At 65.6% G+C, this 15,814-nt stretch carries 13 protein-coding genes; 10 read left to right on the top strand and 3 right to left on the bottom strand.

The features are described from left to right. Nucleotides 1-14: 14 nt before the first annotated feature. On the top strand, nt 15-1,142 hold the full coding sequence (locus MHX64_RS09685; protein ID WP_239356692.1) for a glycerate kinase: 1,128 nt from the start codon (nt 15-17) through the stop codon (nt 1,140-1,142). Here the strand turns inward: MHX64_RS09685 and MHX64_RS09680 are convergent. Further along, nucleotides 1,112-1,501: a hypothetical protein gene (locus MHX64_RS09680; protein ID WP_239307611.1), complete on the bottom strand. Its 390-nt coding sequence runs from the start codon at nt 1,499-1,501 to the stop codon at nt 1,112-1,114. The two genes, MHX64_RS09685 and MHX64_RS09680, sit on opposite strands and share 31 nt — an antisense overlap. Before the next feature lie 31 nt (nt 1,502-1,532). Here MHX64_RS09680 and MHX64_RS09675 point away from each other — a divergent pair, with 31 nt between their 5' ends. From MHX64_RS09675 to MHX64_RS09665, 3 genes are all read left to right on the top strand, one after another. Further along, nucleotides 1,533-2,873 (top strand): DUF4921 family protein, encoded by a 1,341-nt coding sequence (locus MHX64_RS09675; RefSeq protein ID WP_239356694.1) that lies wholly within the window; start codon nt 1,533-1,535, stop codon nt 2,871-2,873. Between the two features lie 2 nt (nt 2,874-2,875). Continuing rightward, on the top strand, nt 2,876-4,129 hold the full coding sequence (locus MHX64_RS09670) for an amidohydrolase (RefSeq protein ID WP_239356761.1): 1,254 nt from the start codon (nt 2,876-2,878) through the stop codon (nt 4,127-4,129). Between the two features lie 218 nt (nt 4,130-4,347). Beyond that, nucleotides 4,348-6,732: a glycogen/starch/alpha-glucan phosphorylase gene (locus tag MHX64_RS09665; protein WP_239356695.1), complete on the top strand. Its 2,385-nt coding sequence runs from the start codon at nt 4,348-4,350 to the stop codon at nt 6,730-6,732. Here the strand turns inward: MHX64_RS09665 and MHX64_RS09660 are convergent, their stop codons facing one another. Continuing rightward, complete coding sequence (locus MHX64_RS09660) at nt 6,733-7,191, bottom strand: GNAT family N-acetyltransferase (protein ID WP_239307607.1); 459 nt, start codon at nt 7,189-7,191, stop codon at nt 6,733-6,735. 29 nt (nt 7,192-7,220) lie between these two features. On the opposite strand from MHX64_RS09660, the gene MHX64_RS09655 reads away from it, so the two are divergent. The 6 genes from MHX64_RS09655 to MHX64_RS09630 are packed head-to-tail and all read left to right on the top strand — an operon-like array spanning nt 7,221 to nt 12,535. After that, nucleotides 7,221-9,062, top strand: coding sequence for a chorismate-binding protein (locus MHX64_RS09655; protein ID WP_239356696.1), 1,842 nt, complete (start codon nt 7,221-7,223; stop codon nt 9,060-9,062). Next, the gene (locus tag MHX64_RS09650; protein ID WP_239356697.1) at nt 9,055-9,804 is read left to right on the top strand and encodes an aminotransferase class IV; all 750 of its coding nucleotides are present in this window, start codon (nt 9,055-9,057) and stop codon (nt 9,802-9,804) included. Before MHX64_RS09655 ends, MHX64_RS09650 begins: the two co-directional genes overlap by 8 nt. 47 nt (nt 9,805-9,851) lie before the next feature. Continuing rightward, a complete protein-coding gene (locus tag MHX64_RS09645; RefSeq protein ID WP_181888688.1) occupies nt 9,852-10,490 on the top strand; it encodes a suppressor of fused domain protein in 639 nt (212 codons plus the stop codon). 34 nt (nt 10,491-10,524) lie between these two features. Further along, nucleotides 10,525-11,031: a hypothetical protein gene (locus MHX64_RS09640; RefSeq protein ID WP_181888689.1), complete on the top strand. Its 507-nt coding sequence runs from the start codon at nt 10,525-10,527 to the stop codon at nt 11,029-11,031. An 11-nt stretch (nt 11,032-11,042) separates the two neighbouring features. Beyond that, on the top strand, nt 11,043-11,687 hold the full coding sequence (locus MHX64_RS09635) for a hypothetical protein (RefSeq protein ID WP_181888690.1): 645 nt from the start codon (nt 11,043-11,045) through the stop codon (nt 11,685-11,687). A gap of 17 nt (nt 11,688-11,704) precedes the next feature. Then, nucleotides 11,705-12,535 (top strand): hypothetical protein, encoded by an 831-nt coding sequence (locus tag MHX64_RS09630; RefSeq protein WP_181888691.1) that lies wholly within the window; start codon nt 11,705-11,707, stop codon nt 12,533-12,535. 853 nt (nt 12,536-13,388) lie between these two features. Here MHX64_RS09630 and MHX64_RS09625 read toward each other — a convergent pair. After that, complete coding sequence (locus tag MHX64_RS09625; RefSeq protein ID WP_239356698.1) at nt 13,389-15,809, bottom strand: excinuclease ABC subunit UvrA; 2,421 nt, start codon at nt 15,807-15,809, stop codon at nt 13,389-13,391. Between the last annotated feature and the right edge of the window lie 5 nt (nt 15,810-15,814).

Here is a 15,814-nt window from a genome sequence, read left to right as displayed (position 1 = left end):
CTAGAATCTCCCCCATGTCTTCTCCGCTCGACGCAGTTCCGTCGCCCAAAATCGTTGTCGCTCCGGATTCGTTCAAGTCCACCGCCACAGCCTCCGAGGCCGCAGAATGGCTCGCCGAAGGCGTGCGCTCCGTCATCCGCGACGCGCACATCGTGCTCACCCCCATGGCGGACGGTGGCGAGGGCACCTCGTCGCTGTTCGAAGGCGAGCGCATTTGCTTGCCGACGACTACCGCAGCCGGCCGCCTCACCGAGGCGGAGTACACCTTCCACGCCCCGAGCAAGACTGCCTACATCGACGTCGCCGCCGCCTCGGGCCTGACCGCGGTGGATGAGCCGGTGCCGCTGACCGGCGACACGTACGGCACCGGCGTGCTCATCGCGGACGCGCAGACCCGCGGCGCCGAGCGCATCGTGTTGGGCCTTGGGGGCACCGCAACGATCGACGGCGGCACCGGCATCCTCGTCGCCCTTGGCGTCAACCCCCTGGACCAGGCCGGCTACCAGCTCAAGCCCGGCGGCGGCGCGTTAGAGCATCTGGCTCACTTCGACACCGCGAAGGTCAACGTCCCCGCCGGCGCCGTGGAGTGGGTCCTGCTCACGGACACCACCGCACCCGCCACCGGTCCGCAGGGCGCGGCGCACGTGTTCGGCCCACAGAAGGGCGCAACAGTAGACGACATCGAGGTGCTCGACCGGGGCCTGGCGCGTCTGTGCGAGGTCGCGGACGTGGACCCGGCAACCCCAGGCTTGGGCGCTGCGGGAGGCGTGGGCATCGGCATCACGTGGCTGTCCACCATGCTCCACGGGGACTCATCCCACGTGCATATCCTGCCCGGCGCGCGCGTGGTGGCGGATTCCAACGGGCTCGCGGAGCAGGTCGCAGGCGCCGCGCTTGTGATCACCGGCGAGGGCCGTTTCGACGTGCAAACCGGCACCGGCAAGGTCGCCTCCGTGGTCGGCGAGCTGGCCCGCGAGGCCGACTCTGTGTTTGCCGTGGCCGCTGGCCGTTTCGACGAGCAGCCGGACGCAGGCACCATCGCGGTCACTCTCCCGGAGACCGACAACGTGCGCGAGCAGCTCACCCAGGCCGGCGCAGAGATCGCCGTGGCCTACCTCAACACCTCTACGGTCCAGGGGTAGATCGAGGGCGACTCGAAGCGGTCCTGATCCTCGAGCATCACCGGGTCGCGCGGCAGGTCCACCTTCGGGGTGAGGATGCGCGACAGGCCCATGGCGAGGCCGTTGAGGCTGTCCGCGCCTTCGGGCGTGATGCTGTAGCGAAACACTTCTGCTTCCGCGGGGTCTTCGCCCCGGTCCCGCTCGTAGGTTTCGGCCAGCTGCGCGCGCACGGAGTCGTCGATTAGCACCTGCTCCATTTCCACCGTGCCCGCGGTGAGCTTCTCGCGGTGCACGAGGATGTCGAGTGCGCGCTGAAATACCTCTTTGACCTCGCCGGCGACGGTGGGCGGGACGAGGACGTCGAATTGGATCACAGACATGCGCTCAAGGCTAACCGGTATGGTTGCGTGCATGTCTAACCCCACCGTGAATCCAGCGCACTCGTACCACGTTGCGCTGCGAACCATGGCGGACGGGACCTTAAAGCAGGTCAATCCGTTCTCCGGCACGGAGGTGTGGACGGTGCCAGGCCGCGGCAACAGGCCCCTTACCGCCACAGGCGCCCCGCCGGAGCCGCTTGCACCCGGCGCGCACACGGACACCTGCAATTTCTGCGAAGCGCGCAAACTGCGCACCCCGCCGGAGAAGTCGCGGCTGGTCGCCGACGGCGAGGGGTTTGCCATCCTGCGCGACGCCATGCCCGACGAGTTAGACAACACAGTCGCGGAGTTTCGGCGGGTGCCCAACCTGTTCGAGATCGTCTCCTACGACTACTGGCAGAAAAACTACGGCTACGAAATGCCCGTGGCGCGCCGCAGCCACATGGAGCGCTACCTGGCGGACCCCGCAGGGCGCGAGCATGTGCTGGAGATCGTGCGGACGCGGCTGGCAGCGGCGGGCCAGGACCCGGACCGGTCCGAGGATGAGCTGCTTGAGCTGGCCCCGGCGTACTTCGGCGGCGGCCACGACGTGATCATTGGCCGGCGCCACTTCGTGGACGGGGCGGAGAACTCAGCGCAGCTCGCCGGCTCCGGGTCACTGACCCCGGAGGAGCACTACCGCTTCATCGCGTTCACCGTGGATTCCCTGCGCGACCTGGTGGAGCAGCACACCTACGCCCGCTACGTGGTGGTGTTTCAAAACTGGCTCTCGCCCGCCGGCGCGTCGTTCGAGCACCTGCACAAGCAGCTGGTGGCCATCGACGAACGCGGCGTCAATGCCGAGACCGAAACGGCGAAACTGCGCCAGAATTTGAACCTGTACAACGACTGGGGTGTCAACCACGCGTTCTACCAAAACCTGGTGATCGCGGAGAACGACCACGCCATCCTCACCGCCGGCGTGGGCCACCGCTACCCCACCATGACGGTGTACTCGAAGTCGCGCGCCAGCGAGCCGTGGGAGCACACGGAGGAAGAGGTCCGTGCGGTGTCCGACCTGCTGCACGCGGCGCACGCCGCCACCGGCGGACAGGTGGCCACCAACGAGGAATGGCACTACCGCCCCGTGGACCTGGACGTGCCCATGCCGTGGCGCATCAACCTGAAATGGCGCATCTCCACCCTCGCCGGCTTCGAGGGCGGCACGCAGATTTACGTAAATACGCTCTCGCCGTTCGACATGCGCGACCGCGCCACCGCGGCCCTTCGCACATTGCGTAACGACGGCCACGTGGCCGCGTCCTTGCGCATCGCCGAGGAATGCACCCCGGCACCGAACCTCTTGCGATATAACCCAAATTTGGAGAGATGAGTTTGAGTAATATTTCCGAGATTTTGCGCTCCTACTCCGTGGACGAGGTGTGGCAGCGCCGCCTCTACGAGCTGCTGCACGCCAACCCGGAGCTGTCCATGCAGGAAGAGGAGACCTACAGCCGCCTGATGATGGAGCTGTCGCGGTTCGACTGCGAGGTCATCGCCCCCATCGGCAAGTTCGGCATCTGCGCCGTCTTCGAAAACGGCGAGGGGCCGACCGTGATGCACCGCGCGGACTTCGACGGCCTACCGGTGACCGAGCAGACCGGCGCGCCGTACGCATCCCACAAGGTGGCCAAGACCGCCGACGGGCAGACCGTGGGCACCATGCACGCCTGCGGGCACGACATCCACACCACCGCGCTGCTGAGCATGTGCGACTTTTTGGACAACACCCGCGAGCACTGGTCCGGCACTTTTATCGCCTTATTCCAGCCCGGCGAGGAGATCGGCGCCGGCGCCCAGGACATGGCCGACGGCGGCCTGACCGAGAAGGTGCCCGCTCCGGATGTGGTCTTCGGCCAGCACGTCATGCCCGGCCGCGCCGGCAAGGTGATGTCTAAGCCGGGCCCACAGTTCGCCGCCTGCGACTCCATCCGCATCAAGATCCCGGGCCGCGCCGCCCACGGCTCCATGCCGCACAACGCCATCGACCCCACCTACACCGCAGCGATGATCATTGCCCGCCTGCAGGCCATCGTCGGCCGCGAGGTGGACCCGGCGGACTTCGCCGTGGTCACCGTGGCAAGCATGCACGCCGGCACCACCAACAACATCATCCCGGGCGAGGCCGAGCTGGTGCTCAACTGCCGCTTCTACTCCGACCGGGTCAAGGCGAAGGTCTACTCCGCTATCAAGCGCGTGGTCCACGCCGAGGTGCTGGCCTCCGGCTCGCTGGACCAGGCCATGATCTCTTTCTTCGCCCACGGCGAGCTGCTGGACAACGACGAGGAAGTCTTCACCCGCGTGCGCGAGCAGTTCGACGGCGTCTTCGGCGACGCCTCTGTCACCGCCGACCCGAAGACCGTCTCCGAGGACTTCCCCGTCATCGGCCAGGCCTACGGCGCGCCGTATTTCTTCTGGCTTGTCGGCTGCACACCCCACGACGTGTGGGACAAGGCCGTGGAGGAAGACCGCGTCGGCGAGGACGTGCCAGTCAACCACATGTCCACCTTCCTGCCGGAGTACGAGCCCACCATCGACGCTTCCACCCGCGCAGGCCTGACCGCCGCGCTGACGTACCTGGCCAAGTAACGCGGCCGCGCGCGGATCGTCTAGCAGCCCAGCGAAGCCCGCTAGACGATCCACAATATGCGCCCACATTTCCCCTGGTCGATTGTCTCGACATTCGGAAAAAATCTGTTAATCGTCTAGCAGCCGGCACGACGTGCTAGACGATCTGCGCGCCAGAGCAAAGACGCCGCGATCCGGTCACCTGCACGCACCCCGGCGCGCCGGTACGCTCGGGTCACATGACTGCATCTCAGCCAGCATTCGAGCAGACCGTCGAGGGCCACGTCCGCGCTTTCTCCGGTCGCGCGCCTCAAGATTCCACGGTGAAGAAGTTCTGGACGGGCCTGTCCGCCGCCACTGTCGAGCAGATCGCCGACAACTGGGCGAAAACCCGCAACACGTACAAGGCCAGCCGCCGTGCGGCGTACTTCTCGGCGGAATTCCTGGAAGGTCGGGCGTTGCTGAATAACCTGACCAACCTTGGGCTCGTCGATAAGGCGAAGGCTATCGCCGAGGAGAATGGCTTCGAGCTTTCGGACGTGCTGGAGGCCGAGCACGACGCCGCGCTCGGCAACGGCGGCTTGGGGCGCCTGGCCGCCTGCTTCCTCGATTCCGCCGCCGAGCAGGACTTCCCGCTGACCGGCTACGGCCTGCTGTACCGCTACGGCCTGTTCCGCCAGGAGTTCGAGGACGGCTTCCAGCGCGAGCACCCCGACGCGTGGAAGGAATCGTTCTACCCCTTCATCATCCGCCGCGGCTCTGAGCAGCGCATTGTGAAATTCGACGACATGCACGTGCGCGCCATCCCCTACGACATGCCGATCACCGGCTACGGCACGGACAACGTGGGCACCCTTCGCCTGTGGGACGCCTCCCCAATCGCCGAGTTCGACTACGACGCGTTCAACTCCCAGCGCTTCGCGGACGCGATCCTGGAGCGCGAGGCCGTCCACGACATCACGCGCGTGCTCTACCCCAACGACTCCACCTACGCCGGCAAGCTGCTTCGCGTGCGCCAGCAGTACTTCTTCTGCTCCGCATCGCTGCAGGAGCTTATAGACGACTACCGCACCGCCCACGGCGACGACCTGCGCGACTTCCACAAGTACAACTCCATCCAGCTCAACGACACCCACCCGGTGCTGGGCATCCCGGAGCTGATGCGCCTGCTCATGGACGAGCACGGCCTCGGCTGGGACGAGGCCTGGGACGTGACCACCCACACGTTCGCCTACACCAACCACACGGTGCTGCAGGAGGCGCTGGAGACGTGGGAGGAATCCATCTTCAAGCAGCTGTTCTGGCGCATCTGGGAGATCGTGGAAGAGATCGACCGCCGCTACCGCCTGGACATGGAAGACCGCGGCGTGGACGCGGAGACGGCCCACCACTACTCCCCGGTGCACGACGGGCGCGTGCACATGGCGTGGATCGCCTGCTACGCCTCCTACTCCGTCAACGGTGTGGCGGCGCTGCACACCGAGATCATCAAACGCGACACCCTCGGCTTCTGGCATGGCCTGTACCCGGAGCGCTTCAACAACAAGACCAACGGCGTGACGCCGCGTCGCTGGCTGCGCATGTGTAACCCGCGCCTGTCCGAGCTTTTGGACCGCCTCTCCGGCTCCGACGCGTGGGTTACCGACTTGGACAAGCTCAAGGAACTGCGCCCGCTTGTCGACGAACCAAAGGTGCTGCACGAACTCCGCGACATCAAGTCCGCGAACAAGCGCGACTTCGCCGAGTGGATCGCCGCGCGCCAGGGCGTGGAGATCGACCCGGACTCCATCTACGACACCCAGATCAAGCGCCTGCACGAGTACAAGCGCCAGCTGATGAACGCGCTGTATATCCTGGATCTGTACTTCCGCATCACGGTCGACGGCGAGCGCGACGTGCCGAAGCGCACCTTCATCTTCGGTGCGAAGGCAGCCCCGGGCTACGTCACCGCCAAGGGCATCATCAAGCTCATCAACACCATCGCTGAGCTGGTGAACAACGACCCGGAGGCCTCGAAGTACATCCACGTGGTGTTCGTGGAGAACTACAACGTCTCCCCCGCCGAGCAGATCATCCCGGCCACCGATGTCTCCGAGCAGATCTCCACCGCCGGCAAGGAGGCCTCGGGCACCTCGAACATGAAGTTCATGATGAACGGCGCGCTCACGCTCGGCACCATGGACGGCGCGAACGTGGAGATCGTCGACGCGGTCGGCGAGGACAACGCCTACATCTTCGGCGCCCGCGAGGAGGAGCTGCCGGAGCTGAAGCTGCACTACAACCCGCGCCAGGTGGCCGAGCAGACCCCGGGGCTCATGCGCGCCCTCGACGCGCTCGTCGACGGCACCTTGGACGACCGCGGCACCGGCGCCTTCCACGACATCCGCGCCTCGCTGCTGGAAGACAACGGCTACGGCGAGCAGGACGTCTACTACGTGCTCGGCGATTTCGCCGCCTACCGCGAGGCCCGCGACCGCATGGCCGCCGACTACTACGCCGACCCGGACGAGTGGGCCCGCAAGTGCTGGATCAACATCTGCGAGTCCGGCCGCTTCTCCTCCGACCGCACGATCCGCGACTACGCCGAGGACGTGTGGAAGATCGAGCCCACCCCGATCAACTAGCTAGCCGCGCACCATGCGCTTCAAGGTGACGCCGTCGCCCGCGTGGTACGTTTCCTCGCCGTCGAAGGCGAAGCCCTGCTTGGTGTAGAAGGCCTGGGCGCGCTCGTTGAAGTCCGCCACCCACAAGAACGCGGGCTCGCCTGGGCGCACGACCGCGTCCAGGAGTTGCTCGGATATGCCGTTTCCGGCCGCCTCCTCGAGCAGGTAGAGGTTGCACAGCTCAGTGCGCTCGCCGGGCACGCCGTAGGCCATGCCCACAGCCTCGCCGTCCACCTCCGCAAGGAAGACGCGGCCGTCGGGGGCGTCGAAGTACTCGGCCCACTTGAGCTCCAGGGGTTCGAAGTTGTCCAGCACCTCGTCGGCGATGCGTCCGCGGAACGCTTGTGCGCGGGAGCGGTTGTGCACGGCGGCGACAGTGGCGGCGTCTTCGGCGCGAGCTGGCCGGATTGTGGCGTCCATGCAGTTAAACGCTATACGATCTCGGCACAATGATTCTGCTCGTCGACAATTACGACTCATATACATTCAACCTCGCCCACCTCATCGCCGAGGCCGCCGGCCGCGAGCCCCTCGTAGTCCCCGCGGGCGAGGCCGCCGGCCTTCCGGAGCGGGTGCGCGCCGGCGAGTTCAGCCACGTTGTCATCTCTCCGGGCCCCGGCACCCCGGAGCGCGAGGAGGACTTCGGCGCGTCCCGGCGCGTGATCAAAGCCGCGGCCGAGGCGGACATCCCGCTGCTCGGCGTATGCCTCGGCCACCAGGGTTTGGCCATGCTCGCCGGTGCCAGCGTCACCCGCGCTCCGGAGCCGCGCCACGGGTTCGTCTCCACCGTCACCCATTCCGGCGAAGGCATCTTTGCCGGCGTCCCGCAGGATTTTGAGGTGGTGCGCTACCACTCGCTTCACGTTGACGAGGTCCCCGGCATCACCGTCCACGCCCGCAGCGAGGACGGCGTCATCCAGGCGCTCAAGGTCGACGGGCTCGACCACTGGGGTGTGCAATTCCACCCCGAGTCGGTGCTCACCCAGCACGGCGCGGCGATCATGCGCATCTTCCTCGGCGGCTGGCGGCTAATCCACCGCGAGGTGCCCGGCGCGCTCGACTGCCAGCGGGTGTTCAACGCCATCAAGTGCGACGGCAACGACGCGTTCTTCCTCGACTCCGCCGATGCGCGCGGGCGTTTCTCCATTCTCGGCGACACCGCAGGAACGCTGTCGCGCTCCATGAGCTATTCGCTTGACGACGACAACGTGCTCGACACCCTCGACACCGAACTGTCCACCCCAGTTGTCGACGCGCCCGACCTGCCGTTTACCGGCGGGTGGATCGGGTACTTGGGCTACGAGTGCGCGCAGCTAACCATGCCGATCACGCTGCGCCACCGCTCGCCCTTCCCGGACGCGTACTTTGTGCGCCCGCAGTCGTTCATCGTCTACGACCACGATGCCGAAACCGCGCACCTGTGCGCCCTGGCCGGCGACGGCGCCGACGGCTTGCTTGACCGGCTGGAGCAGGCGCTTCAGGGTGCGGAGGGGGCCGGAGGGACGTCGATAGGCGAAGGCTCCTGGAGCAACCCGGACTACCTCGCCAGCATCGAGGAGGCGCAGGAGTTGCTGCGCGCGGGCGAGAGTTACGAGGTGTGTCTGACCGACACCTACACCACGCGCGCGTCCGGCGATATCTATGCTGCGCTGCGCGAACACAACCCTGCGCCGTACGCGGCGCACCTGCTTTTCGACGGCGTCGAGGTCGCCAGCGCCTCACCCGAGCGCTTCCTCACCGTGCGCGGCCGCGACGTGGAGGCGAAGCCGATCAAGGGCACCATCGCCGCCGATGAGGACCCCGCGCTGCTGAGCGATGCGAAAACCCGCGCCGAGAACCTCATGATCGTGGACCTGCTGCGCAACGACCTCTCCCGCGTCTGCGAGCCCGGCACCGTGCGCGTGCCCGGGTTGATGCAGGTGGAAAGCTACGCCACCGTCCACCAGCTGGTCTCCACCATCACTGGCCGCCTGCGCGAGGGCCGCACCGCCGTCGACGCCGTGCGCGCGACGTTCCCGCCCGGCTCCATGACCGGCGCTCCGAAGCTGCGCACCTGCGAAATCATCGACCGGCTGGAGACTTCCCCGCGCGGCGTCTATTCCGGCGCGCTGGGCTACTTCGGCTTCGACGGCCAGGCCGATCTCTCCGTGGTGATCCGCACCGCCGTGCGCGCAGGTGACACCGTGACCGTGGGCGCGGGCGGCGCGATCGTGCTGGACTCCGACCCCGAGTCCGAGCTCGCCGAGCGCAACCTCAAGGCCCAGTCCGTGCTGGGGGCGTGGGATGCGTAAGTACGCCTGGCACGGCTCGTTCGTCCCGCGCGATTTCCCCGACGGGCCCCTCGACGTCGCCGACTCCTGGCGCCACTCATCCGGCCGCACCAACGGCCTCAACCTGCACCTCGAGCGGTTTTCGCGCGCTGCTGGCCCGCTGCCTGCCGGGTTCGTCGAGAAGCTCATGCCACTGCTGCCCGAGGGCGAACTGTTCCCCCGCATCGCCCTCTCTCAAGGGCTTTTGCTTCTCGACGTCCGCTCCGCCCCTCCCCCGCGCCCCACCACATCACTGACATATGCGCAGGCCCCCGACCCGCGAACCCAGCCCGAGGTGAAGGGCCCCGACTTCGCAGCGTTCCGCGCGTACCGTTCGCGGTACCAGGTGGCGGGGACGGACGACACGGTGATCGCTGATCAGCATGGCTCCATGCTGGAGACCACCACCGGCGCGCTGGTGATGTGGGACGGCGACACCCTGTGCGTCCCCGACGGGGTGTGGCTGCCGAGCGTGACTTTGCACCAGGTTGTTGCGCGGGCGGCTCAGCTCGGCGTGCGCGTTGAGCGGCGCCGGCTGCACCCCGACGCCGCTGCTGAGCACCCGCTGTGGTTCCTTAACTCCCTGCACGGCATCAGCCCGGTCAGCGAGTTGCACGTCGGCGACGCCGTGATCACTCCGCCGGTGCACCCCTCTTTCGACGAGTGGCGCGACTGGTGGTGGGGCGGGTTCTGCCGGGAGCTTAAACACACCACAGGAAACTGACAACTCGTTATCAGTCACGCACGCGTGATTTATGTACTTTAGGTCACATGACCAACCCGCAGACTCCACAAGACATTGTGCACTACCGCCTAGCCCCGCTGTTGGGCGAGGACTATTCAGTGTTTCACGAGCTCATCTCGGACGAGCTGCACATCGACGTCTATTGCTGGGCCCCCACCGAGCAGCGTCAATTCTGGACGCTGTGCACCTCGGGCATGAACGACTACCGGATGCAGATGCCACCCGGGAAGGAAGAATTCAACCGCACGGAGCTTGTGATGACGCTTCCGGACGATTGGCCACTTGCGGAGATAGGCTCGCAAAACGGCCCCGAAGGCGACGCGATCAGCTGGCCAATAACCCTGCTCAAGTCCACCGCACGCCTGCCCAAAGACATGGATACGTGGCTGTCCTACGGAACCTCGGGCCAGGCAGGGCTCGACCCGAGCGAGACCTATCCGGGCAGCGACTTCTCCGGCTTCATCATCGGCAGCGCATTCACGGTTGACGCCGACGGAGATTTTCTGCGCACGCCTGTAGGCGACGAAGCCGTCCACTTCTTCGGCGTCTACCCCATCTACGCCGACGAACTGCAAGCATGCCTCGCCGGTGACGACATTTTAGGCAGGCTCTACGAACTTGGCGTTGCCGAAGGCGCCTACCCCGGCCGCCCATCCGCGGTTTAGCCCAGGCAGGCAAGCAAAAACCTAGGAGAGAACGGTGCTTTGCCACAAAATCGAGCACAAGATCGGCACGGCGGTCTTTGTATTCGACCCATCGATCTCAATTTTGAGCATGGAAAAAGCCCAGCATTTCGACACAATCGACGGCCAGCATTTCGATGTGCTGGAAGGCTGTTTCAACTCGGACGGCTCCCCTTACCCGCGTTTCGGCCTCACCGAATCCATCGGCATGCTTATCGCTCCGACCGATGCAGCCATCGCGATCCGACGTACCCTCAACCAGCAGGGTGCTCGAGTTGCCGAATGCACGTTCACTAGCCAGTACGGCGACTACATCGGCTTCCGCGCGTTCAACCTCCACGAAGACACACCGCAGGCACCAGTGTTCAGAATCCGGACCTCACCCGACAACCCCGACCTGTGGATGGACCAGTACTACACCTCCGAGCTTGTTAGCTGGCTCAAAGCCAACTTCGACACCCGCGGAATCCAAACCCGCACAGTCGACCAAGACCCCCACTACTACCAACCCAAGAAGAAATAGGAGCTCGACCCATGACGCCACAGATTCCGGACCCCATCACCCTGGACCAGTACCTCGCCGACACCGAGCCTGCCCCGATTCCCGACCTGACATGGGAGGAAGCCAAGGCGATCCTGTCCGAGTCTAACGACGCAGAAACGCACGTTGCCGTCATCGCGCCACTCACTCGCAATCACAGCACCTCCCGCAGCATCCCCGGCAAGGAAACCCTAGACGCGCTCGCCGACTCTCCCGTCGCTCTCTGGGCAGTGATGATGCTCAAGGCCTACGACGCAGCGCAGTATCCTCCGCTGGATCTGTACCGGTTCGTTGAGGGGGCGGAAGCGCCGTCGGAAAGCGACAATCTCCTCGCCATGCACCACTGGGCCACCGCAGTGCTGCACCACGAAGCACCACTCGAAGATCCAGATAAGGCGCTCGCAGCTTGTCGCGCTTTTCTCGAGCTCAGCGACGGGCACAATTGGGTGCGACCCGACATCGAGATTGCCGGCATCGTGCTCGACGCCGCCGTGGAGAACCCGGATGGCCCGATCGGTCCTCTTGGCACGGAGATCATGCAGCAGTGGGAGGAACGCCTCACACGCGCGATCGAGGCGGTCGACCCCGACTACGCGTACACCGAAAACCAACTGCTCAGCATCTGGCAAGAGCGGTAACGGCTGAAGATGATCCGATGACGTACTTCATGCAATTCGCCCCGTCGATGAAGGCGATCCGCCAGTCCGACAACACGCGCCTGCATATGCCGACGCGCAACGGCGACATTGAAGTTCACGTCTACGAAGCGAAACACCGAATCGGCGGGGCCTCACTGGTCGGCGTACCCCGCACCCCTGAAAATCTGGCTGTGCTCGGACTTTCTAGTGGGACCGGCGAGCACTCACCGTGGATCATTCCACCGTTTCCACTGCTCACCGACGCCTTCCGTAAAGGCGGCCCTTTCATCCGCGACGGGAAGGTTGAAACCATCCCTGGGGGATTCGACGCGTCGAAAGTCGCCGTAGGTGCGAGCTTGTACCGGCCGGGCCCTCCCGGATTCGTCCCCAAGGACCTCAACGACGAGATACCTCTTGACGTTAACTCTGTCGACCCTTCCGGTTGGAAACTCTTCGTGTGGGTGAGCGGTTCAGCCATCCGCCCCGCCACCGAAGAGGAACGCGACTATCAGCTTATTCCTTGGACGTTCTATCCACTCGGTTTCTTGGACCTCTGGCTTGAGCAGTACCGCTGCTACCACCTGGGTTTTGACATCCCGACGGATGTAAGCCCGCCAGACGAGGACATCGACCATGGCGCCGAAGAGTCGGAATCGTCGACCGGCCTGAAGATGCGCCGGGTAGAACTCGATGAGTCTGCTGGGGAGCTTGAAGGCCAACACTCGGTCTACCTCCAAGTGGCCGCCGGTTCAGAACTCGATAAAGCAATCGCCGCTAGCGGGCACGAAGCCAACGGCTACTTCCTCGAGGGCGTCGCTCGCTACCTCCAATCGAAGGGCCGGGGTTGATCCCAGCCTCCAGCTCGACCCGGAAGGCGAAGGCATCGGCATCTACGGTGATCCAGCACACATCGACAAGGCCCAGTCTTCTTTCACAGGCATCGCTGAACGACCTGCTGAAATCGCGGAGCTGGTGGAGCGGGCCAAAGCAGCTGGCATCGAAATCGATGACTAGATTCGCAGGGCCTCCGGGGCGGTTGGGGCTCAACGACTATGCAGCTGCATAGTCAACGAAGCCGAACCAACCTCCCCCGAGGCGAACCAGGCATCGCGAAAAACTATGCAGCTGCATAGCGAATCCACCCCACCAGGCTATGCCGCTGCATAGTGGACGGCAGTGTCGGGACTATGCCGTCGCATAGTGGCATCGGTGCACAAGACTATGCCGCTGCATAGTCAACGAAGCCGAACCAATCTTCCCTGAGACGGTCCGGCCATCAAGAAAAACTATGCCGCTGCATAGCGAATCCATCCCACCAGACTATGCAGCTGCATAGTCTGGTGGCAGTGTCGGGACTATGCCGCTGCATAGCGGGACCGGTCAGCAAGACTATGCCGTCGCATAGTGAACCCGACCCAAGAGACTATGCAGCTGCATAGTCAACGGAGCCGAGGCAACCGCCCCTGTGGCTGATCAGCCATCGCAAGACTATGCCGCTGCATAGCGATTCGAGCCCTTGCCCGCTCGGTTTGTACGAATTTACATGCGGCAACACTTATAAGCTTCTGACCTGCGCCGATAAATCTGGACGCCCGTCCCAATTGTCGACTTTTGCAGGTTTCGTTTAGGTGACTACCCCTACGAATCACGCGAACGGCAACCCCGAGACTATGCAGCTGCATAGTCGCCACCGACGACGACCTACGCCGAACGCTCGGCCAGCACCTTTCCGGTTGCAGTATCAGACTTCGCCAGCTCGGCCGGGGTGCCGGTAGCCACCACTTGACCGCCGTCGGCGCCGGCGCCGGGGCCCATCTCGATCACGCGGTCGGCTTGCGCGATGACGGACAGGTCGTGTTCGACCACGATCACGGTTTGGCCAGCGTCGACAAGACTGTTGAGCTCCTTGACCAACAGCGCCACGTCGGCGGGGTGGAGGCCGGTGGTGGGCTCGTCGAGCAGGTACACGGTGTGGCCCCGGCGCGAGTTGCGGGAGCGCTGCAGCTCGGTGGCCAGCTTGATGCGCTGCGCCTCGCCTCCGGAAAGCTCGGGCGCGCCCTGACCCAGGCGCAGGTAGCCCAGCCCCACCGCTTGCAGGGTTTCCACGGCACGCAGGATCTTCGGTTCGTCGGCGAAGACGTCCGCGGCTTCGTCGACGGTGAGCTCCAGCACCTCCGCGATGGTGAGGCCCTCCCAGGCCACCTCGAGGGTTTCGTCGTTGTAGCGCGCGCCGCCGCAGTCCGGGCAGGTGGTGTACGACCCAGGCAGGAACACCAGCTCCACCTCGATCTTGCCGGCGCCGCCGCAGGTCGGGCACTGCCCCTGCTTCACGTTGTAGGAAAAGCGCGACACGGTCCACTTGCGCCGCTTCGCCTCGTCGGTGCCGGCGAACAGTTTGCGCACGCCGTCGAACAGCCCGGTGTAGGTCGCCAGCGTCGAGCGCGGGGTGCGCCCGATGGGCTTCTGGGTGATCTGCACGACTCGGCTCACTGCGTCGAAGCCTTCTTGCCTATCGACGGTCCATCCGGCCTCCCCCGCCCCCGCATCACCCGCAGAGTCGTCCTCTTCCTCCACAACGGTGGACGCGGCGTCGCGGAGCACACCTGCGAGGACGGTGCTGACCAAGGTGGACTTGCCGGAGCCGGACACACCGGCCACCGCGGTGAACTGGCCCATCCCAAACGAGACATCCAACCCGTCGATGGAGCGTGCCGACACGCCGGAAAGGCGCAGTTCGCCGGTGGCGGACCGTGGGGCGTCGTTAGGCGAAAGTGTCCGGTTCGCCAGCGCCTTCGCTGTGGGCGCGTCGCCGGTGTAGTCGCTGGTGGGGCCGGAGTAGACAACCTCACCGCCGCGCTCGCCGGCGAGCGGGCCGACGTCCACGAGCCAGTCGGTTTGGGCGACGAGTTCCATGTCGTGTTCGACCAGCAGGACCGAGTTGCCGGCGTCGATGAAGCGGCGGCAGATGTCCAGCACCGCGCCGCGCTCGGCGGGGTGCAGGCCGGCGGACGGCTCGTCCAGCACGTACGCCACGCCGAACAGGCCCGAGCGCAGCTGGGCGGATAGGCGGATGCGCTGCAGCTCGCCGGCGGACAGGGTTGGCGCGGGGCGGTCCAGGCTCAGGTGCGCCAGGCCCAGGTCGAGCGCGGATTGCAGCGCGGGCAGGATCTGCTTCAGCAGCAGGTCCTCGGCCGAACCCTCGGTCGGCTCCTGCGCTGCCAGCACCTCGTGGACCTGGTCGAGCGGCAGGGCGCCGAGCTCGTCGATAGGCATCCCCGCGTAGGTGACCTTGAGCGCCTCCGGGTTGAGGCGGCGGCCGTGGCAGGTCTCGCACACGCGCGACTCCATGTAGGACAGCACGCGTTTGCGCAGGGTGTCGGACTGGGTCTCGGCGAGCGTGTTGGTCAGATACGACGCCACGGAGCGCCACGTGCCCTTGTAGTTGCGCTGGATTTGGTCCTCGCCGCGAAGTGGCTTGACGGTGACCACGGGGCGCTCCTCGGTGAACAGGATCCACTCGCGGTCTTCCTTGGGCAGGTCCTGCCAGGGCGAATCCAGGTCGTAGCCCAAGGTGGCCAGGATGTCGTGGAAGTTCTTGCCCGCCCACGCGCCGGGCCAGGCCTTAATGGCGCCGTCCTCGATGGACAGCGTCGAGTCCGGCACCATCGATTCCTCGGTCGGCTCGTGCACCACGCCGGTGCCCTGGCACGTCGGGCACATGCCCTCGGGCGTGTTCGGGGAGAACGAGTCGGAGTACAGCCCCATCGGGTTGTCGCCCGCGCGCGAGTACAGCAGGCGGATGCTGTTGGACAGCGCGGAGACGGTGCCCACGGTCGAGCGCGCGCCACCGCCGGAGGTGGACTGCTCCAACGCCACCGTGGGCGGCAGCCCCTCCACCGAGCCGACCTGCGGGTCCACCGCCGAGCCGATCAGGCGGCGGGCAAACGGCGCGACCGATTCGAGGTAGCGGCGCTGGCCCTCGCCGTGGATGGTGCCGAACGCGAGCGAGGACTTGCCCGAGCCGGACACACCGGTCACCGCGACGAGTGTGCCGCGCGGGATGTCCACATCCACGTTGCGGAGGTTGTGCAGGTGGGCGTCGCGAACTTCAATTCCAGGCATGCCCA

This window comes from Corynebacterium sp. ACRPZ, from assembly GCF_022346205.1.
In the GTDB taxonomy this organism is placed as follows: domain Bacteria; phylum Actinomycetota; class Actinomycetes; order Mycobacteriales; family Mycobacteriaceae; genus Corynebacterium; species Corynebacterium lehmanniae.
Note: the sequence above shows the minus strand (reverse complement) of the source record. Positions and strands in the feature narration are given on the sequence as shown.